Raw genomic sequence first — 18,750 nt, 5'->3', positions numbered from 1 at the left:
CGGTCCACCCGGCCGAAGCTGTGTTCATCGAGAACGACACAGCGAAAGGCGGGACCCGATGTTCAAGAAGATCCGCGACAAGATCAACGACGCGACGCAGCAGGGCATGGCGCGGGGCGAGCAGGACTTCCAGCGGCACGCCGAGCAGTTCCGGCAGGCCGCCGCCGCGCAGGGGCACGACATCACCCCGCAGCTGCCGACCCCGCAGCTGGCCGCGCAGGCGTTCCGGAACATGAACGCGGACCCGGACATGGCGGCGTTCCTGGCGCTGCCGATGGACGAGCAGCTGCGCCAGCAGCAGGAACTCCAGGCCTACGGCACCGAACTGCGGCGGCTCTACGACACCTGCGAGCCCGCCACCCTGGTGATCCGCGGGCTGGAGCCGACCGGCCGGAGGATCGCCGGGCAGGCGCAGTACACCGCGACGCTCGAGGTCACCCGCGCCGACGGCACCACGTATCAGACGGTGGCCCAGCTGATCACGCCGCTGGCGACGATCCAGCAGTACGCGCCCGGCACCCGTCACGAAGCCCGCGTCGACCCCGCCGACCCGGCGAAGGTCGCCGTGTTCGGCCCGATCGGTTAGCGCCGGTTGGCGGAGCTGAGAGAACTTCGGAGAAGTGACCAGACGCGTGAACCCGCCCGGCCGAAGGCCCCGCTATCGCGGTGGCAGGGCGCCGTTTTGCTCACGTGACGTGATTTGCCATGCCGCGCCCTGCCGACGTCGATCGCGGTCGCGGGTTCCAACAAACAGATAGGCGGCGACGATGTTCGGATCCTTCGAGTTCGGCCTGCCGGGAGACCCCCGGCAGGCCCGCCGTCCCGGCCTGCGCCTGTGGCTGCTCGGCGTGCCCACGACGCTCGCCTGGGCGGTCGCGGGCTGGTCGGGCTCCCTCGGGCTGCTGGACGGCTTCCGGCTGATGTCGCTCAACCGCGTCGACGCGTGGGGGGCCGACGCGGGCCCGGCGGTTTCGCTCGTCCTGCTCTTCAGCATCTCGATCACGGTCGCCTCGTCGCTCGGGTTCGCGATGCTGTGGGGCGGCGGGATGTCACTGCGCGGGATGGGCCTCGGCTTCCGGGCGAGCAGCCTGGCCGCGTCCGTCGGGGTGGCGCTGGGCAGCGGCGCCGCGATTCCCTCGTGGACACCGCCCGAGTCGGTGGGGCAACGGCTGCCGTCCGGCGGCGGCGCGGCCGAACCGTGGACCGACGTCGACTGGGTCGTCTACTACGAGCCGTATCTCGTGCCGGCGGTGGCCGGGGTGACCGCGCTGGTGATGGTCATGGTGCTGGGGCGGGCGTTCGTCACCAAGGCGGAGGCGGACGACCGCGCGCAGGCGCTGGCCCAGTCCGGGGTCCAGGTGATGGGGCAGGTCATCGGCGTCGAGTTCACGAACGTCTGGGTGATGGGGAATCCGAGGTTCACCGTGCAGGTCCGGTTCCCGACGGACGCCGGGGAGCGGACGGTCATTTCGACGATGATCACGCCGCCGTTGCAAGCCCCGTCCCGCGGTTCGACGGTGAAGGTCACCTACGACCCGCAAAACCCGGACTCGGTCCAGATCGATCCGGACCCGGCCGATCGGGCCGCGGGCGGGAACCTCGGTGCCTTCCTGCCCCCGATGTTCTGACCGCCCTCTACACTCCCGCGGATGGACGAACAGACGGCAGAGGTGTCCACCTCTCAAGCGGTCCGCAAAGCGATGATCCGGCTGGTCCCGTTCCTCGGGCTGCTCTATCTGCTCAACTATCTGGACCGGGTCAACGTCGGGTTCGCGGCGCTCACGATGAACGCCGACCTCGGCATCAGCTCGGCCGCCTACGGGCTCGGCGCCGGCCTGTTCTTCGTCGGGTACTTCTTCTTCGAGGTACCCAGCAACGTCATCCTGCACAAGGTCGGCGCCCGCATCTGGATCGCGCGGATCATGGTCACCTGGGGCATCGTCGCCTCGGCCACCGCGTTCATCCAGGGCGAGGTCAGCTTCTACATCGTCCGGGTGCTGCTCGGTATCGCCGAGGCCGGGTTCTTCCCCGGCATCATCCTGTACCTGACCTACTGGTTCCCGCGTAAGCAACGAGCCAAGATCGTCGCGCTGTTCTTCCTCGCGGTGCCGCTCTCGTCGGTCATCGGCAGTCCGGTTTCCGCCCTGCTCATCCAGAACGGCGAAGGCGTCCTCGGCTTCGACGCGGGCTGGCGCTTCATGTTCTTCGCCGAAGGAGTGCCTTCGATCCTGCTCGGCGTGGCCGTGTTCTTCCTGCTGCCGAACCGGCCGAAGGACGCGAAATGGCTGACTCCGGTGCAGCGCACGTCCTTGCAGTCGGCCATCGACGCCGAGGACACCCGCGAGGTCGGCAAGGAGGTGAGCACGCGATCGGCACTGACCGATCCGCGCGTGCTCGCGCTGAGCGCCGTCTACTTCGGAATCATCTTCGGCCTCTACGTGCTCGCGTTCTTCCTCCCACAGGTGATCAAGGGCTTCCAGCAGCAGTTCCAGACCACGTACAGCGTCGTGGAGATCGGGCTCATCACGGCGGTTCCCTACGCCGTGGCCGCCGTGGCGATGGTGCTGTGGGCGCGCCATTCCGACCGCACCGGCGAACGGGCGGGGCACGTCGCCATCGCCGCGTTCGTCGGCTCGGTCTCGATCGCCGTCGCGCTGTACCTGGGTTCGCCACTGCTGGTGATGATCGCGGTGACCCTCTGTGCGATCGGAGTGTTCACCGCGATCCCGGTGTTCTGGCAGCTGCCCAACGCCTTCCTCACCGGCGTCGGCGCCGCCGCCGGGATCGGCCTGATCAACTCGTTCGGCAACCTGTCGGGCTTCGTCGGTCCCTATCTCACCGGCTGGCTGCAGGGCCTGACCGGCAGCTTCCGCGCCGGGATGTGGGCCGTCGCGTTCTTCATGGCGATGGCGGGGTTCATCGCGTTGTCCTTCCGCCGCAAGGAACAGAACGCGATCAAGTGAGGTGGTCGAAGTCGCCGCGGACCCACCGGATGTGGGTCTCGGCGCTTCGGCGCACGACAGCGCGCGCGTCACGGTCGATGGTGTCGCCGCCGAGGGTGTAGAGCCGGTCGTAGGAGAACTCGTCGAGCCGGTCGACGATCCGGCGCACGACGGCGGCGGACATCGGTATGTGCTTGGGGAAGTTCCGCTGGAACGAAACCCAGTCCGGCGCGAGCCCACCGGTGATCGTGTCGCCGGCCAGGATGCTGCCGTCCGGCGTCCTGGCCACGGCGCTGCCCCGCATATGCCCGCCGAGCCGGACGAGTTCGAGGCCGGGCAAGGGTTCGGCGTGCTCGTCCCAGAACTCGAACGCCGGATCGGGCGCGGGCAGCCACTCGCGATTGCGTTCGTTGACCAGCACCGGGACTCCGCCCAGCGCGCGGCTCCAGCCGAGCTGGGCGCCGAACATGTGCGGGTGGCTGGTGGCGATCGCGGTGACGTCACCGAGCCCGCGCACGAGGTCGAGCACTTCGGTGTCCAACCAGGACGGCGGGTCCCAGAGCAGAGCGCCCGCCGGGGTCACCGCGACGAACGACCAATGCCCGATGGCGAAATGCGGGTCCCGCTTGATGCTGTGCAGGCCGCGGCCGTGATCACGGTGCAAGGTCTTGTGCGGCGCGGAGATCAGTTCCTCGTGCGTCCACCAGCGTCCGGTGTGCGCGCCGAGGTCACCGGCTTCCTCGATGCCGACCTCGCCGCGGTCGAGAACGCACCGGGGCGGCTCCGGGGTGGCGGGATGTTCGATACCGCACCTGTCGCAAATCCACATGATCGACAGCGTGCAACCTCCAGCGCGCTGGAGGTCAAGACGCGTCTTCCCCCGGCTCGGCGAGCCGGGGGAAGACGGGTGATCAGCTGACGGTCGTCTTGCCGAGGACGGCGTCCTGGTCGGGCGGGTCGAGCGCGAGCTGGACGTCGAACTCGCCGAGCGAGCTGTCGGTGACGATGTGCGAGGTCGCCGCGGGGTCCACGCTGCTGGTCGCCTCACCGGCGGGGGTCCCCGCCGGGATGGTGAAGTCGACCTGGCCCGACGCGGTGAACTTCAGCGGTCCTTCGGCGGGCACCTCGGTGTCCGGGATGGGCAGCTCGATGGGGATCGACACCTGCTGCTCGCCGAGCGCGATGTTGACCTTCGAGGTGATCGTGCCGGAGAGCTTCTTGGCCCCGACCAGCCGGAGCCCGTCGCCCGCGGCCTGCCCGGAATCGACGTCGAGGGTGAACGGCACCGAAATCGGCGTTCCGGCCTGGGCGGTCGCCGGGATTTCCGCCTTGACGACCACGGCCACCTGCTGGTCGCCGATGATGGGGAAGCCGCCCTTGTACGTGAGATTCTTTTCGACGGCGGCCGCGGTTCCCGCCGCGGTGAGCATTACGGTTCCGGCGACCGCGGCCGCGATCCCGGCCGCGCAAAACCGGCGAACACCCTTTCGTACGAGGGTTTCCGTCATGTCAGGTCCTTTCGTCGTTGAATGGGCTCGACGCCGAATCTAGGTGGAAAGTCACCAACGAGGAAAGGGAAAGATCGCGTGCATTTTCTTTACGTGCCGATCTTGTCACGCGTATGCGGAATGGCTGGAACGTTAATTGTCACGTGAAAGCGCAAAGGGGAAATGAGGCGGCGATTCTTGTCACCCCGGTGACAGGTGCTCCGGTCACGAGGTGACCGGCTATGGTCATGATCGTGACCGACCGACCCGAGCCATGGCACCTCCGGACCCGCAAGTTCCTGCGGGCGACGGACCAGCGTGGCGAACTGGTGCGCGGCGCGAGGTTCCTCCGCAAGCTCGTCCCGGGGGAAGACGCGCCCGGTGACCCGCTGGCGCCGTCGACCGGCCGTTCGTCGGACAGACTCGCCCGGCTGCTCACCGAGGCGGGAGCCGATCGCCCCAGCGCCACCCGTGAGCTGGGCCTGGCCGCGGTGCAGGCCTGGCAGGCTGTCCGCCGGTCCGGGAACCAGCCGCTGGCCGCCAACGGCATCACGGTGCTGTTCACCGACCTCGTCGGCTTCTCGACCTGGGCGCTGCACGCCGGCGACGACCGCGTCCTCGAGCTGCTCCGCGCGGTCGCCGACGTCACCGAGTCGATCGTCACCGGGCACCGGGGGAGCGTCGTCAAGGGGCTCGGCGACGGTGTTATGGCCGTGTTCGCCGACCCGGGCGAGGCGGTGAACGCCGCCTACGAGACGTGTTCCGCTGTGAGCGTGATCAAGGCGGAGGGCTACCTGCCGCACCTGCGGGCGGGCCTGCATCGGGGCAACCCACAGCGGGTCGGCAACGACTACCTCGGCGTCGACGTGAACATCGCCGCCCGGATCATGGCGGCCGCGGACGGCGACGAGGTGCTGGCCAGCGGAAGCGTCGTGGAAGAACTCGACGCGGACGCCGTCATCGTGCGCCCGCGCCGGAACTTCCGTGCCAAGGGGACCCCGAAGGATCTCCAGGTCTACCGCGTCGTACCTCGCTATTCGGCTACTTAGGCATGTCCGACGGCTGCGAATCCAGCCCCGCCCGGGGCTTCGACCAGCCGCCGCGCGTGAAGTCCGGCACCGCGACCGGCTTGCCGCCGCGGGCCAGCGAGACCACGCTCAGCGGTACGGGCGAGCACCAGGCCGCGGAGTCGTAGACGTCGATGTCGGGCACCAGCCCGGCGCGCATCTGCTGCACGATCCGCCACTGCAGGACGTAGTCCATGCCGCCGTGACCGCCGAGGTTCGGGTCGTCCTTGAGCTTCTTCCAGAGCCAGTGATCGTGGCGCTCGCGGTACGGCCCGAAGTCCTTCCACGCGTGACCGCTGTGGTCGGGCTCCACGTAGATACGCGCGGGATAGTCCTCCACGATGCCGCGGCTGCCCGCGAGACTGTTGATGCGGCTGTACGGACGCGGCGAGCTGACGTCGTGCTCGGCGCGGATGATCCGCCCCTGCTCGGTCTCGATCAAGCAGCTGACCAGGTCACCGTTGATGTAGGTCTCTTTCCACGACGGGTGACCCGGCGGCATGTGCCGCTTCCGGTAGTCGGCGAGCCCCTTCGGCTCGGTCGCCGTGGCGCGCAGGGTGGCGAACCGGTCGCCGCGGTTGACGTCCATGCAGGCGGCGATCGGGGCGAGACCGTGCATCGGGTAGAAACTCGCGGTGCTGCGGGTGTGCCACTTGCGGCGCCACGCGTCGGTGTAATACGTGTCGGAGAACAGCAGCTCGCGCAGGTCGTGCAGGTAGCCGCCGTGCCCGTTGGTGACCTCGCCGAAGACACCCTCGTGCGCCATCTTGAGGATGGCCAGCTCGTTGCGGCCGTAGCTGCAGTTCTCGGCGAGGAAGAGGTGCTTGCGGGTCTGCTCGCTGGTGTTGACGAGATCCCACAGCTGGTCGAGCTCGGTGGCGATGGGCAGTTCGATCCCGACGTGCTTGCCGGAGACCAGGGCGGCCTTGCCCTGCGGGTAGTGGAACTCCCACGGCGTCGCGATGTAGACGAGGTCTATGTCGGTGCGGGAAAGCATCTTCTTGTAGGCGTCGGCGGAACCGCCGTACTCGGCCGGCCGCGGTCGCCCGTCGGCGGCGAGCTTGTCCGCCGCGGCCTTCGCCCGCTCGGCGCGGATGTCGCAGACCGCGGTGACCACCGCGCCCGGCACGGCGCTCCACCCGCCGATCATGGACATCCCGCGGTTCCCGAGCCCGATGAGCCCGATCCGGACGGTCTGGTGCCGCTCGAACGGCACCCCGATCATGCTGCGCTGACCAGGGCGGCGAGGTGAACTTTCCGCACCGGTGGTCTCTGCGGCGTCGGCGCTCACCGGGATCGCGGCGAGCGCTCCGGCGGCGAGCGCGCCACCGAACAGGGTCCGCCGGGAAACAGAGGGCAGGTCCGCCATGAAGAACACTCCTTCGTGTCGCCTTCGGTGCCCAGACTGTGTCCAATCGCCGCCAGATATGTCAAGAGATGCGTCAAAGTGAGCAGTAAACTGCACTAATGCGCAGTTTGACTGTGTGGAATCGGATGTTTCACGCAACCCGGGTGCGCGTACGCACCCGGGTCACGCGCGGGGTCAGCGGCGGATCAGCACCTGGTCGATCGACTTGCGCACGAGGTTCGGCACCACGCAGTCGTCCGCCGGGTAACCGACCGGGATGACGGCGAACGCCTTCTCGTTCTGCGGCCGCTCCAGAAGCTCGCCGAGGAACCGCATCGGCGACGGCGTGTGCGTCAATGCGGCCAGCCCGGACAGGTGCAAAGCCGTGAGGAGCATCCCGACCGCGATGCCTACCGACTCGTCCACGTAGTAGTGCTTGTGCTTGGTGCCGTCCTCGTCGAGGAAGTAGCGCTGCTGGAAGACCACGATGAGGTACGGGGCGTCGGTGAGGTGGGTCTTGACGGCATCGGTGCCCAGCGGCCGCAAGGCGGACAGCCACTCCTCGCCGAGCCTGCCCTCGTAGGAGACACGTTCCTCCTCCTCGGCGGCCTCGCGGATACGCTGTTTGGTCGCGGGATCCTTGATGAGGGCGAAGGTCCACGGCTGCTGATGCGCGCCACTGGGCGCGGTGGAGGCCACCGCGATGGCGTCCACCAGCACCTGCTCGGGCACCGGGTCGGTGGAGAACATCCGCACGGTGCGGCGGGTGTCCATGCGGCGGCGCAGATCGGCGGCGGTGGCCAGCGATTCGTCCGCGGACATGCGGGCGGGGTGGTAGGCCACCGGCTCGAAGGGGTCGCCATAGGTCGGGGTCCACTGTGCTGCGGTCATGATCCCGATTGTGGTGGTGGACGGGGCTTTCCGGAAGCCTTGTCGTGCTCAGTACCGTTTCTTCGTGCGTGGGAACCAGGCGGCGGCGCGCTCGGCGAGCTCGACGGGCTCGTCAGCCAGGTCAGAGCCACCTCAGCCGTTCTCCTCGTCGCCCATCTTCCCGTTCCAAAGACGGAACGTCGCATCGGTCATCGCCGCAGGCGGATTGCCTTGGGCCCACTCATTTTGGTGCTATGTCCCTAGAGTTATGCGGCCATCTGTCTCCGTAGGTGGCCGCCGATCGGGCCATACATCGCCCGGCCGGCGTAGACGGCATGGCCCGGATACCTGGACCAAACACCTAACGGTGGCCGAAACGGAAAGATAGGTACCTTCTACGCGACTTTCGGAGGTGTCCGATTTCCTTTGCCGCGTAACAGAATCGGCCGATCCTTCCCTCGGCACGCGGCAGTGCCCCTCGCCGCAGAAATGAGTCGGAACCATGCGACTGCGCTCATTCGCCCTGATCGCCGGCACCGCCTTCGCGGCAATGCTCGGCGTGACCGCCCCCGTGGCGTCCGCCGCGGAACCGTCCTCCGATGTCCAGCCGATGATCATCGGCGGCCAGAACGCGTCGAGCGGCCCCTGGGCAGCCAGACTCTTCGCCAACGGCCGGCAAACGTGTACCTCGACGATCATCGCACCGCAATACATCCTGACCGCGAAGCACTGCGTGGCCAGCGCCGGCACGTTCACCTTCCGGATCGGCAGCCTCGACCAGCAGAGCGGCGGCACCATGGCCACCGGCTCGACCGTGACCCGCCACGCCAGCGCGGACCTCGCGATCGTGAAGCTCACCGCGCCGGTGACGGCCACGTACTCGCCGCTGGGCACCACCGCCAACGTCTCCGTCGGCCAGACCGTGCAGGTCTACGGCTGGGGCGCGACCAGCCAGTGCGGCTCGGAGATCAACTGCCAGTCGCGCTACCTGAAGGTCGCCAACGTCCGGGTCACCTCGGTCGCCTGCCGTGACTACAACGGCGGCATCGCGGTGTGCGCGAGCCGCGGCGACGGCATCACCGCCGGTGGAGACTCGGGTGGCCCGATGTTCGCTTCCGGCCGCCAGGTCGGCGTCGCGTCGACCAGTGACCGCCAGACGACGACCGCGTACACGAACATCACGCGGTACCGGCCCTGGATCCAGCAGATCGCCGGCGTCTGATCCCTTGGTGTGAGCGGAGCCCTTCTCGGTGGTTGCCGGGGAGGGCTCCGTGTTGCCGAGGTGCCGTCACGTAAACGGCTCCTCAGTGCGACTCGAGACTTACGATTCGTGGTCGGTGGCCTCTCCGAAATCCAGTGACCGTTCAGCGCTATCCAGGAGTTCCGCGTAGGTGAGGATATCGATCCTGCTCAGGTGACTCCCGTAGGTTCGCAGGGCGTCGTTTATCTGCCATGCTTCGATGTCGGGCTGGAACATGGGGTGCCCGATCACAACCGTCGCAAACGATCGCCTGGTCTCCACGCCGAGCCTTTCGGCAATCTCGCTACGCTCTTCATCGAATTGTCGTAGATAGTTCGCGGCCTGGCCTACGGCGTTGTGCACGGGAGAAGTCGGAACGTGCCCGCTTCGGTACCGCTTGACGATCTCGACATTCGCCTTTTTCAGTTCGACAACGTGTAGCACGCCGTCCGGCCGGAGGAGTGGGATATCAGCCTCCATGCCGATTGTCAGCCGTCGCCGGGTAAGCTCGCCGATGAATTTTCCGCCGAAGATCCACCATGACCCCGACAAGGCTTTCTGGATGTTCTCCTCTGAGCTGTAGCGATTCTCGACGATCTGCCGTAACTCTGCCAGTTGGTGTCGGCGTCGCGTGATTTGCGCTACGGTCAAGATGGTGTCGATGTCTGGCAAGGCGAGCAGGTCATCGAGTGAAGGCCGATTTCCGTTGAAGTGATGAACGTAGTCGACTCGATCGGCCAAGACGTCGACTATCCAAGCGGATATATCTGACCGTATGCGAAAGGCTCCATAATGGCCTTGGCGTCTCGCGCGGGCGAAGCGTAGCGCTCTCCTGCCTTGCTGTGTGAAGTAGTCCCGTACTTCTTCACCTGAGGCTCCGGGGTTTTCCTTGAGGTAGTCTGTGATCTCTTGTGCTGCCAAGGCGTTCGCGCCGCTCATGGTGCGCTCAAGCATCTGTTTGTCGTCTTGTCCGCTTCCTGAATAGAGGGGGTACTTGCGATTCAAGTCCTCCTCGAGCATCTTGCCGCTCGAGTAATCCAAGGCGTCGCTCAAACCCTGAGCGGTGTGGTCGGCATTCCTGTCTCGTGCTGTTCTTCTGGCGAACTGTAGGAGGTTGAGCAGTTGTCGCCCTCCTCGGTACGGACTGGTAGTTCCGATGTACTCGAGTGTGTCCATGATGGTCTGGGCGACCTCGTCGTCGCTCGCCTGTTCATGAATGGCAAGAAGTAAGTACTTGAGCACCGAGTCTGATCTGATGTACATGTGTCCGTTCCGCTGTTCGGCAATGATGAGGTCGTCTGCATTTGAGGCAACACGGGCCTGTTGAGGCTTACCGAGGGGCGTGCGCCGCTGCTCGGCGTGCCCGGTGGTTTGAGACGTTGACGCGGTTCCCGCACAAGCCCGGCATGCAGTACCTCCGTCGTCCGGGGCGCGTCGTGTCGATGAACGCGCCTTGGCAGGTGGGGGCGCCACACGCACGGAACCGTTCAGCGCCGAGAGTTTGGACGACACCGAGGATCCCGACGCCGCAGATCAGGGACAGCGTGTCGGCGACCGTCGCACCCGGTTGCGGGGAAACAGCCCACCGAGAACGGCCAGACGAGGTGGCGAGGGTGACGGCACCGGCCGGCGAAGTGAGCGCGGAAGCTCCGGCGATGAGGCGTGCCCGGTCCGGCTGATCGATCAGTTCCCGCACCGTGGTGCGCAGCCGATGGACAGCCCGCAGCTCACCGGGCCGGGTGGGGGCGGGCAGAGAGTGAAGGTCAGTGAAAGCGGCGAGATCCGGCAGGTGTTCCTCGCCGTGCCAGACCTCAGGAGCGGTGTTGACCAGCTCGGTAGCGATGCCCGCCGCCCAGACGTAATCGTCTAACACTACTTGCATCCCTTACCAGCCTCTCGTACGTTCACGGTTAACCGACACTTTAACCCTTACTGGGAGGCTGACCGTGGAGATCGACGCTTTGGTGTTCGACATACTCGGCACGCTCGTCGACGAACCGGCCGGGATTCGCGCGGCCGTCCAGCAAGCCCAGCCGTATGCCGACGCGGACGAGTTGGTCGAGCGATGGCTTGGCCACCTTGAAACCGAGCAGCGCCGCATCGTCGCAGGGGACAGGCCGTACGCCGCGAGCGACGTCCTCGACCGCGAAGCCGCCGAAACGGATGCGCTCGCGACAGCGGGCCGCAGGATGCCGCCCTGGCCCGACACCGTCGAAGGGCTGGCCCGGCTGGCGGAGAACCACCCCCTGATCGGGCTCTCCAACGCCAGCCGGACGGCCCTGCTCCGGATGAACGCCCACGCTGGCCTCCGCTGGCATCAAGCGCTCTCCGCCGAAGAGGTGCGGAGCTACAAGCCGGACCCCGCGGTCTACGAACTGGCCGTCAAGGTGTCCGGCGCCCCGCCGGAGCGGCTGCTGATGGTCGCCGCCCATGCGTGGGACCTGCGGGGCGCGCAGAGCGTCGGTCTGCGGACCGCCTACATCGCCAGGCCCGTCGGGGACCCTCCGTCGGAGACCGATCGCTTCGACTTCTACGCCGACGACCTCCTCGATCTGGCCGCTCAGCTCGGCGAACGGCACGCGTGATCAGAACTGTCGGTGCCTCCCGCTAGGTTCATCCCAGTCCCCACCGAGGCACCCCCGCAAGGAGAAGATGCGTTGTCAGACTGGGAAAGAGCGAGCACGGCACGGGTGTTGGCGCCCGCTCGCCCGCGCAAGCTCGCGAAGGTCCCGTTCGTCGAACTGGCCGACGGACGGGTGCAGGGCGTGGTGTCCAGCGGATCGGACATCGGGCGGGTGTACGTCTCGTCGGTCGCGGCGAGTACGTACGAATTCGCCTGCAGTACCAACAACAACCGGCCTTGCGGCGGGGCGCGGGGGATGTTCTGCAACCACATCCTCGCCTTGCTCAACGAAGCCACCCTTCAGTACGGCGCCGAGCGCGTCGCGCGCTATTTGCGTGTGGAGCCTGACGAATTGACCGCGCAGGCCATCTCGCAGACCATGAGCGCGACCCGGCCGTCCCAGGGGGACAACACCGCCGCCGCGTCCGTGTTCAGCCAGTTCCTGCGGCACTTGGCGTACCTGGAATTCGAGCCCTCGACGGCGCCCGTGCCGGAACTGCAGTGGTTCCCGCCGACCAGGGCGGTGGTGTGATGCGTACCGACCTGCTCACCGACCCCATCGCCGGTCTCGACGAGGCGTTGGCGACCGTCGATTCCTTCGATCAGGTACTCGTCGCCGGGCTGCTGCGCCCTCAGCGGATCACTGGATTGACCGAGCTGGCGGACGCCGTCGCCGGGTCACCGCTGGCGACGCGGGTCGCCGAGGCGGCCGAGAAGACCGCGGCCGGAGCTGCGGGGGAGGAACACTTCGTTTCCCTTGCCGCGGCGAGGATCGCGGTGTTCGGCTCGGTGCATGACGCCCTAGCTGCCCGGGTGGCCGAGGCGACCGGCCGAACGTCCGATGAGGACACGGCTCCGGGCGCCGCTGGTGCCGAGTCACCGAATTTGCTGGCCGCGGCTCGTTCCTGGCTGTCGGACCTGGCCCGGGCCGGTTGGCAGGGGATCGACCACGATCTGGTTTCGGCCTCGGCTCCGGTGATCTCCGCGCTGCTCGCGGAACCGGGCCTTCGACGGCTGGCCGTCCTGCTCGACGGGTTCGCGGCCGAGCTTGCGGCGTCCTGTCCTGGTGCGGCGCTGGATCGTATCCCTGTCCGGCGCTGGGGTGACCTGTGGTCGCGCGGGATGCTGCTGACCGTGCCCGGCGTGGTGGCGACACCTGCGATCGGCACCGTCACCGGCCGTCTGCTCCCGCTCGGGGTGGACCTGCTGGAACACTCGACGGCCGCGCAGGCCCAGGTCCATGCGGTGTTCGAACCGGAGGACGGCACCGCGCCGCGTCTCGTGCGCGCGAGTGTGACCGTGCCGAAGCCGGACACGATCATCGGAGCCGGGATCTGGCAGCTGCTGCGGCCGCATCTGTCCCTGCTCGCAGCGGTCAGCGAGGGACGCTCGATGGACCTCGCGGAGATGCCGATGACCGCCGAGGGCGACCTTCTCTGGCGGGACGAGCACGCTCGTCCCGGTGAACTCGCGGACGCTTTCGCTACCGCGCGTGTCATCCTGCCGAAGGTCGGCACGGCGTCGGTCGTGCCGCTGGACCGGCATCCGGCGCGCATTTCAGTTCCCGTCTTCCTGGAGGGTTACGGCACCGAAGGCGACGAAGACGCGCTCAGGTTCACGTTCGCCGGAAGTCATCTCACCGTCGAGACCGACCGGATCCCCGCCGCCGGTCCCCTGACCCCGAAGGCGGTCGCGGGATCGAGCGCGTGCATCGGCCTGATCCGGTGGGACGACGGGGGTTTCCGGCTCCAGCCGCTCGCCGTGGAGACCACCGTGCGCAAGAAGACCACGGCCGTCCACGCCGGAGCGTGGGCCGGGGGCACCACGGACAAGGCCGGGGTGAAAGCCGAGAAGGCGGCCACCGACGCCGCGGCCGTGCTGCGCGAGCGTGCCGGAAGGCTGTTGCGGAAATGACCGACTCCGAGGACAACCGCCGCCAGGTCCTGTACTGGCGGCTGCTCGCCCGGCTCTTCGACAACGACGAGCAGGCCGCGCTCGAGTCGGCGAGTGTGGCCGTGGTCGAGGACATCGGCCTGCCGTCCGCATTGCTGGATCCGAACGTCGCCGTCGACTCGATCGTCCAGCGCCATCCGGAGCTGGCCGCCGAGTTCGACGGGCTGATGGTTCCCGAAGCCGAGGACGGCCGGGACAAGGCCGCGGAGGTGCGTCGCGCGGCACTGGTGTCGAAAGTGCTGCTCAACGTCTTCGCCCCGGCGCCCCACACGGTGACCGCCAGCCAGTTGTCCTGCTGGCAGGCCGACGCGGGCTGGTTCGAGCGCGCGCTGGGCTGCCGTCCGGGCGAGCTGCGTGGCGGACGCCCGGGCGGAGCCCCGACAGGGCTCGGCGGCACCGGCGGGGGCGGCGCTCCCGACCTGAGCACGCTGCTCCCGGCGATCGGACCGGAACTCGGTGGCATCGAGGCGGACCTCGTCAAGCGGATGCATCTGCGCGAGGTCCTCGCCGATCCGGCGCTCGCGGCGAAGCTGAGCCCGAGTATGTCGCTCATCGAACAGTTGTTGCGGGACAAGGACAATCTGTCCGGAGTGGCGCTGGCCAACGCCAAGTCGCTGATCCGCCGCTACGTCGACGAGATCGCCGAGGTCCTGCGAACCCAGGTCGAGAAGGCATCGACGGGCAAGGTAGACCGCTCGGTCCCGCCGAAGCGCGTGTTCCGCAACCTCGATCTCGATCGCACCATCTGGAAGAACCTCACCAACTGGAGCCCGGAAGAGGAACGGCTCTACGTCGATCGCCTCTACTACAAGCAGACCGCGAAGAAGACCACACCGCAGCGGCTCATCGCGGTCGTCGACCAGTCCGGTTCCATGGTCGACTCGATGGTCAACTGCGCCGTGCTGGCCTCGATCTTCGCCGGACTGCCCAAAGTGGACGTTCACCTGATCGCCTACGACACCCAGGCGCTCGACCTCACGCCGTGGGTGCACGATCCCTTCGAAACCCTGCTGCGCACCAACCTCGGCGGCGGCAACGACGGCATGGTCGCGATGGGTCTCACCCAGCCGAAGATCGCCGAGCCCACCAACACCGTGGTGGTGTGGATCTCCGACTTCTACGAGACCCGCGTCGAGCAGCTTTTCGAGAGCATGGCCGCGATCCACCGGTCCGGGGCGAAGTTCATCCCGGTCGGCTCGGTCACCAGTGCCGGGCGAGGCAGCGTGAACCCGTGGTTCCGCGAGCGCTTCAAGGACCTCGGCACCCCGGTGATCTCCGGCCATATCACCAAGCTCGTCCACGAACTCAAGACCTTCCTCACCTCCTGAACTTTTCGAAAGGCACGACATGTCCGACGTCTTGCGCGCCCCCGCCGAACTCAAGTACGCCGAAGAGCTGGATTGGCTGGAGTCGGTCGACGACAGCCCCAAACCGTTCGCCTGGCGCCTGTCCCCGAAGATGGTCCGCCTGTTCGTCCTGGGCGCCGAGCGCGCCGACGGCCTTGACCGCGAGATCTCGCAGAAGTGGTTCGGCGACCGGAGCATCGTCGAGCGCGCCATCGTCACGCTCGCCTCCGACCGGGGGTTGCTGCTGATCGGTGACCCCGGGACCGGCAAGAGCTGGCTCGCCGAACTGCTGGCCGCGGCGATCTCCCGGAACTCCACGCTCGTCGTGCAGGGGACCGCGGGCACCACCGAAGACCACATCAAGTACTCGTGGAACGTCTCCATGGTCATCGCCAAGGGCCAGTCCCGCGATTCGATGATCCCGTCGCCGATCATGACCGCGATGGAGGCGGGCTCGATCGGCCGGTTCGAGGAGCTGACCCGGTCCACCAGCGACGTCCAGGACGCGCTGATCTCGATCCTGTCGGAGAAGTACATCTCCGTGCCGGAACTGGACAGCGACGGCATCGTCTTCGCCAAGCCGGGCTTCTCGGTGATCGCCACGGCCAACAGCCGCGACCGCGGCGTCAACGACCTGTCGTCGGCGCTCAAGCGCCGGTTCAACTTCGTCCGCATCCCGGTGGTGACGAACAAGAAGAGCGAGGCGGAGATCGTCCGCTTCCGCACCGAGGAACTCCTGCGCCGCCACCAGATCGAGCTGGACGTGCCACCGACGCTGCTGGACGTCCTGCTGCGCAGCTTCGGCGACCTGCGCGCCGCGGCGGCGTCGGCGGGCAGCGACGACGAGAAGCTGGAGTCCGCGTTGTCGACCGCCGAACAGATCGGCGTGCTCGAAGACGCGGTACTGCACAGCAACTTCTTCGGAGAACGCGCACTGACCGCCCGCGCACTGGCGTCTTCGCTCGTCGGCTCACTCGCTCGTCGTGAGCCGGAGGATCTGGCGATCCTCAACAAGTACCTGCACGGCGTCGTCGAGCCGCGCAGCAAGGACGAGGGCGGGGACTGGCCGGAGTTCCTCGACGGCGGACGCGACGCGATCGCCACCCTCTCGTGAGCGGCGCCTTCGAGGCGCTGCGCGGCCAGTTGCAGGAGGCCGCGGCCGCCTTCGCCGACGGGCCCGGCGCGTTGGAGGGCATCCTGCTCGGGCTCGTCGACGACGTCGACCGCGCGGTGCGGGAGCCTCTGGAGATCTTCCCGGTCTGCCACCATTCCCCGGCTTCGGCCGTGTCGATGGCGCGGCGGTTGCGGGAGAAGCAGCCGAAGGTGGTCTACCTCGAACTGTGCGAAGACATGGCGCCGCTGCTGACCGAGCTGCGCAACTGCCGTCTCCCCGTGGCGGTGCAGGCTTTCGCGACGGACGTGAAGGGCTTCCCGGCCGAGTGGGCGCCGCTGTCGGTGGTCGCGCCGATCACCGAGGCGTCGGCGGAGTACCAGGCGATCGCGTACGCCCTCGACACCCCGGGCGTCGAACTCGTCCTCGTCGACCGGTCGGCCGATCACGTCTTCCAGTGGGACGAGCGTGAGCCGTCCCCTGATCCGGACGCGCCGCCCGCCGAGGAAGAGGCCGCGCTGCACGGCGACGCGGTCGGCGTCGAGATCGGTGATCTGCGGCCGCGGTTCGCCGAACTCGAGGAACACCTGCTGCGGCACGGGCGGGTCCGGCACTGGTCGGAGTGGTGGCACCAGTACGTCGAACTGCCGCTCGGCGACAGTGACCACGACACCTATCGCCAGGTCATGTTCCTGATCGGCAGTCTGTTCCGCCGTCTCGCTCCCGGAGACACCCGCCGCGTGCGGGTGGACGAGGATCGTGAGCGCTACATGTGGACCCGGATGCGTGAGCACCTCGCGGCTTCGGGCGCCGATCCCGCGGACTGCCTCTACGTCTGCGGCGCGTTCCACGCGGCCAGCCGGGTCGCGGAGTTCGGCGTCGAGGGCACGGACGGGTTCGTGATCAGCCCGCGCAGCGCGAGCACCTGGCAGTACGGTCTGATCCCGTCGAGCCACACGTCGATCGAGGCGCAGTTCGGCCTCGCCGGGGGATCGGTCTCGATCGCCGCGAACGAGTGGGCGAAGAACCTCAAGCGCACGAAGGTCAAGCAGTTCCAGTTGGACGGGCAGGTGGGCGGTCCGAAGCGGAAGAAGGCCGCGGAGCTGCCTTCGCCCACGCCGGATCCGGTGGCGTCGGACCAGCTTTCCGGGTTCCTGCAACGGCCTCCGGTACTGGACCGGCTGGACGAGGCCGAACTGCTGGGCTGGTCGGTCGAGGTCGTGCGGGCGGCGCGCCGCAACGGCTACCTGTCCTCGACGGCCGACGCCATCGCGGTGTTCGAGACCTCGATCCTGCTGGCCGGGCTGCGCGACCGGGCGAAGCCCACGCCGTACGACTTCCAGGACGCGGCGGTCACGTGCATCGAGAAGGACGTCGTGCCGGGCAGACGCGACGTGCGCCGCATCGTCGAGATCATGATGGGCGGCGACCGGATCGGCCAGGTCGGCTACGACGCGCTGCCGCCGCTGGCTCGCGACGTGCACGACAGGCTCGAACCCCTGGATCTCAAGCTGCAGCAACGAGGTGTGCAGCGGGCACTGCTCGACATCGCCTCGCGGCCGGAGCTGGAACCCTGCTCCGATCTGTTGTGGATGCTGCGCTACCTGATGCCGCACGGCGCGGCGCGGCCGATCATGGGGGAGCGGCGGCTCGGCGAACGCCCGATCCAGGAGTCGTGGGATCTGGCGCTGGGCACCCACCAGCGAGCCCTCATCGAGCTGGGCTATGAAGGCGTCAGCATCGAACAGGTGCTGGAACAACGTCTTCGGCGCGCGGCCTATCACCCCCAGGCCACCGCGGCGAAGGTGCTCGGAACCGTCGAGGACGCGACGCTCTACCTGCGCAGCGCCCGGCTGGCGGGAGAGCTGGGCACGCGTGCGCTGGAGGTGCTGGCCACCGAGCGCACCGTCGACGGTGCGCCGGAGGTCCTGCGCCGGGTGCGGCGGCTGCTGGCGCACTACCGGACCAGCGAGCCGGTACTGCCCCGGTGGATCGAGGACTTCGTCAAGACGGGGTACGCGCACTACTGCACGCTTCTTCCGGCGGCCTTCACCGACGAGGAGGCCGGCGTCGAGCAGGTCGCCGCGATGCTGGGCTTCCTGTTCAGCATGGAGGCGCTCGCCTTGTCGCTGGGCTGCGACCGCACCCAGCTGGAGCTGGCGATCGCCGGATCGCATCCGCAGGAGCCGTCGAAGGTGGCGCTGCTGTGGGCGGCGCAGGTGCAGCTCGGGCATCTCTCGCGCGCGGAACTGCGTGAGCGCTGCGCCGGGCTGCTGGCCAACCCGATGGTGCTCCCGGCTTATCCGCGCTACCTCAGCGGGTTCGTCCACGCGCTGGAACCGGCTCCGGGGCTGGCCGACTTCGTCGTCGAGGCGGTGTCGAACGCCTTCGCCGAGCTCCCGGACAGGTTGCTGCTGCCGTGGCTGCCGACCCTGATCACGACGTTGCGGTCACGAGGTGCGGAGCTCGTGCCGCTCCTCGTGCGCGAAGCCGGACGGCTGTTCCCTGGCAGGCTCGCGGCGCTCGACGAATGGGTTCCGCCCTGGAAGAACGAGCCGGAGCCGGTCGCGGTGGCGAGGAACGCCGGAGGACGCGGCCTCGCGTTGCTGGCCGCGCATCCGGCGACCTGCGACGCCGTGGCGGATCTGCTGGGCTGCGACGAGCCATGGGGGAGCGTCGGGCCCACGGGCTTGACGCTGCTCGGCCAGTACCCGGACACCGCCGCGGCGCTGGAGGAGGTGCTCACCGGGGCATGACGCCGGA

The 18,750-nt window shown here is 68.0% G+C and carries 17 protein-coding genes; 11 read left to right on the top strand and 6 right to left on the bottom strand.

Features of this window, described 5'->3' with window-relative positions:
* Nucleotides 1–58: 58 nt before the first annotated feature.
* From BKN51_RS15605 to BKN51_RS15595, 3 genes are all read left to right on the top strand, one after another.
* Entirely contained in the window at nt 59–586 is a 528-nt protein-coding gene (locus BKN51_RS15605) for a hypothetical protein (protein WP_101608358.1), read from the top strand.
* A 181-nt stretch (nt 587–767) separates the two neighbouring features.
* Nucleotides 768–1,628: a DUF3592 domain-containing protein gene (locus tag BKN51_RS15600; RefSeq protein ID WP_101608357.1), complete on the top strand. Its 861-nt coding sequence runs from the start codon at nt 768–770 to the stop codon at nt 1,626–1,628.
* 21 nt (nt 1,629–1,649) lie between these two features.
* Nucleotides 1,650–2,963 (top strand): MFS transporter, encoded by a 1,314-nt coding sequence (locus BKN51_RS15595; RefSeq protein ID WP_101608356.1) that lies wholly within the window; start codon nt 1,650–1,652, stop codon nt 2,961–2,963.
* Here the strand turns inward: BKN51_RS15595 and BKN51_RS15590 are convergent.
* A complete protein-coding gene (locus tag BKN51_RS15590) occupies nt 2,956–3,771 on the bottom strand; it encodes a hydrolase (RefSeq protein WP_233223142.1) in 816 nt (271 codons plus the stop codon). The two genes, BKN51_RS15595 and BKN51_RS15590, sit on opposite strands and share 8 nt — an antisense overlap.
* An 82-nt stretch (nt 3,772–3,853) precedes the next feature.
* Nucleotides 3,854–4,450, bottom strand: a complete 597-nt coding sequence (locus BKN51_RS15585) for a DUF6801 domain-containing protein (protein WP_101608355.1) — start codon at nt 4,448–4,450, stop codon at nt 3,854–3,856.
* A 227-nt stretch (nt 4,451–4,677) separates the two neighbouring features.
* Between BKN51_RS15585 and BKN51_RS15580 the strand changes: the two genes are divergently transcribed.
* The gene (locus BKN51_RS15580; protein ID WP_101613232.1) at nt 4,678–5,478 is read left to right on the top strand and encodes an adenylate/guanylate cyclase domain-containing protein; all 801 of its coding nucleotides are present in this window, start codon (nt 4,678–4,680) and stop codon (nt 5,476–5,478) included.
* On the opposite strand, the gene BKN51_RS15575 is transcribed toward BKN51_RS15580, so the two are convergent.
* Nucleotides 5,471–6,865, bottom strand: a complete 1,395-nt coding sequence (locus BKN51_RS15575) for a Gfo/Idh/MocA family protein (protein ID WP_101613231.1) — start codon at nt 6,863–6,865, stop codon at nt 5,471–5,473. The two genes, BKN51_RS15580 and BKN51_RS15575, sit on opposite strands and share 8 nt — an antisense overlap.
* A gap of 174 nt (nt 6,866–7,039) precedes the next feature.
* Nucleotides 7,040–7,735 (bottom strand): nitroreductase family protein, encoded by a 696-nt coding sequence (locus BKN51_RS15570; protein WP_101608354.1) that lies wholly within the window; start codon nt 7,733–7,735, stop codon nt 7,040–7,042.
* Between the two features lie 481 nt (nt 7,736–8,216).
* Between BKN51_RS15570 and BKN51_RS15565 the strand changes: the two genes are divergently transcribed.
* Nucleotides 8,217–8,936 carry a S1 family peptidase gene (locus tag BKN51_RS15565; RefSeq protein ID WP_101608353.1) on the top strand — a complete coding sequence of 240 codons (720 nt, stop codon included), beginning with the start codon at nt 8,217–8,219 and terminating at the stop codon, nt 8,934–8,936.
* Nucleotides 8,937–9,035: 99 nt separating this feature from the next.
* Here the strand turns inward: BKN51_RS15565 and BKN51_RS15560 are convergent, their stop codons facing one another.
* Both BKN51_RS15560 and BKN51_RS15555 read right to left on the bottom strand, forming a co-directional pair.
* Nucleotides 9,036–10,217: a Shedu anti-phage system protein SduA domain-containing protein gene (locus tag BKN51_RS15560; protein ID WP_101608352.1), complete on the bottom strand. Its 1,182-nt coding sequence runs from the start codon at nt 10,215–10,217 to the stop codon at nt 9,036–9,038.
* 67 nt (nt 10,218–10,284) lie between these two features.
* The gene (locus BKN51_RS15555) at nt 10,285–10,836 is read right to left on the bottom strand and encodes a CGNR zinc finger domain-containing protein (RefSeq protein WP_101608351.1); all 552 of its coding nucleotides are present in this window, start codon (nt 10,834–10,836) and stop codon (nt 10,285–10,287) included.
* 64 nt (nt 10,837–10,900) lie between these two features.
* On the opposite strand from BKN51_RS15555, the gene BKN51_RS15550 reads away from it, so the two are divergent.
* The 6 genes from BKN51_RS15550 to BKN51_RS15525 all read left to right on the top strand — a co-directional run bounded on the left by BKN51_RS15550 (nt 10,901) and on the right by BKN51_RS15525 (nt 18,743).
* Nucleotides 10,901–11,539 carry a haloacid dehalogenase type II gene (locus tag BKN51_RS15550; RefSeq protein WP_101608350.1) on the top strand — a complete coding sequence of 213 codons (639 nt, stop codon included), beginning with the start codon at nt 10,901–10,903 and terminating at the stop codon, nt 11,537–11,539.
* A 72-nt stretch (nt 11,540–11,611) separates the two neighbouring features.
* Complete coding sequence (locus tag BKN51_RS15545; RefSeq protein WP_168214332.1) at nt 11,612–12,109, top strand: hypothetical protein; 498 nt, start codon at nt 11,612–11,614, stop codon at nt 12,107–12,109.
* Nucleotides 12,109–13,491, top strand: coding sequence for a hypothetical protein (locus BKN51_RS15540; RefSeq protein ID WP_233223143.1), 1,383 nt, complete (start codon nt 12,109–12,111; stop codon nt 13,489–13,491). Before BKN51_RS15545 ends, BKN51_RS15540 begins: the two co-directional genes overlap by 1 nt.
* Nucleotides 13,488–14,858, top strand: coding sequence for a VWA domain-containing protein (locus tag BKN51_RS15535; RefSeq protein ID WP_101608347.1), 1,371 nt, complete (start codon nt 13,488–13,490; stop codon nt 14,856–14,858). The genes BKN51_RS15540 and BKN51_RS15535 overlap by 4 nt, the downstream gene beginning before the upstream one ends.
* A gap of 19 nt (nt 14,859–14,877) precedes the next feature.
* The gene (locus BKN51_RS15530; protein ID WP_101608346.1) at nt 14,878–15,990 is read left to right on the top strand and encodes an ATP-binding protein; all 1,113 of its coding nucleotides are present in this window, start codon (nt 14,878–14,880) and stop codon (nt 15,988–15,990) included.
* Nucleotides 15,987–18,743 (top strand): DUF5682 family protein, encoded by a 2,757-nt coding sequence (locus tag BKN51_RS15525; RefSeq protein WP_101608345.1) that lies wholly within the window; start codon nt 15,987–15,989, stop codon nt 18,741–18,743. The genes BKN51_RS15530 and BKN51_RS15525 overlap by 4 nt, the downstream gene beginning before the upstream one ends.
* The last annotated feature ends 7 nt before the right edge of the window (nt 18,744–18,750 follow it).

Origin of the sequence: Amycolatopsis sp. BJA-103, from assembly GCF_002849735.1 — a bacterium.
Taxonomy (GTDB): Bacteria; Actinomycetota; Actinomycetes; order Mycobacteriales; family Pseudonocardiaceae; genus Amycolatopsis.
The sequence above is the reverse complement of the archived record's forward strand: the minus strand, read 5'-3'. Positions and strand labels throughout refer to the sequence as shown.

Bases quoted from the DNA above. Each gene is read 5' to 3' on its own strand.
- BKN51_RS15605 (WP_101608358.1), top strand. From the start codon at position 59: ATGTTCAAGAAGATCCGCGACAAGATCAACGACGCGACGCAGCAGGGC.
- BKN51_RS15600 (WP_101608357.1), top strand. From the start codon at position 768: ATGTTCGGATCCTTCGAGTTCGGCCTGCCGGGAGACCCCCGGCAGGCC.
- BKN51_RS15595 (WP_101608356.1), top strand. From the start codon at position 1,650: ATGGACGAACAGACGGCAGAGGTGTCCACCTCTCAAGCGGTCCGCAAA.
- BKN51_RS15590 (WP_233223142.1), bottom strand. From the start codon at position 3,771: ATGTGGATTTGCGACAGGTGCGGTATCGAACATCCCGCCACCCCGGAG.
- BKN51_RS15585 (WP_101608355.1), bottom strand. From the start codon at position 4,450: ATGACGGAAACCCTCGTACGAAAGGGTGTTCGCCGGTTTTGCGCGGCC.
- BKN51_RS15580 (WP_101613232.1), top strand. From the start codon at position 4,678: ATGATCGTGACCGACCGACCCGAGCCATGGCACCTCCGGACCCGCAAG.
- BKN51_RS15575 (WP_101613231.1), bottom strand. From the start codon at position 6,865: ATGGCGGACCTGCCCTCTGTTTCCCGGCGGACCCTGTTCGGTGGCGCG.
- BKN51_RS15570 (WP_101608354.1), bottom strand. From the start codon at position 7,735: ATGACCGCAGCACAGTGGACCCCGACCTATGGCGACCCCTTCGAGCCG.
- BKN51_RS15565 (WP_101608353.1), top strand. From the start codon at position 8,217: ATGCGACTGCGCTCATTCGCCCTGATCGCCGGCACCGCCTTCGCGGCA.
- BKN51_RS15560 (WP_101608352.1), bottom strand. From the start codon at position 10,217: ATGTACATCAGATCAGACTCGGTGCTCAAGTACTTACTTCTTGCCATT.
- BKN51_RS15555 (WP_101608351.1), bottom strand. From the start codon at position 10,836: ATGCAAGTAGTGTTAGACGATTACGTCTGGGCGGCGGGCATCGCTACC.
- BKN51_RS15540 (WP_233223143.1), top strand. From the start codon at position 12,109: ATGCGTACCGACCTGCTCACCGACCCCATCGCCGGTCTCGACGAGGCG.
- BKN51_RS15535 (WP_101608347.1), top strand. From the start codon at position 13,488: ATGACCGACTCCGAGGACAACCGCCGCCAGGTCCTGTACTGGCGGCTG.
- BKN51_RS15530 (WP_101608346.1), top strand. From the start codon at position 14,878: ATGTCCGACGTCTTGCGCGCCCCCGCCGAACTCAAGTACGCCGAAGAG.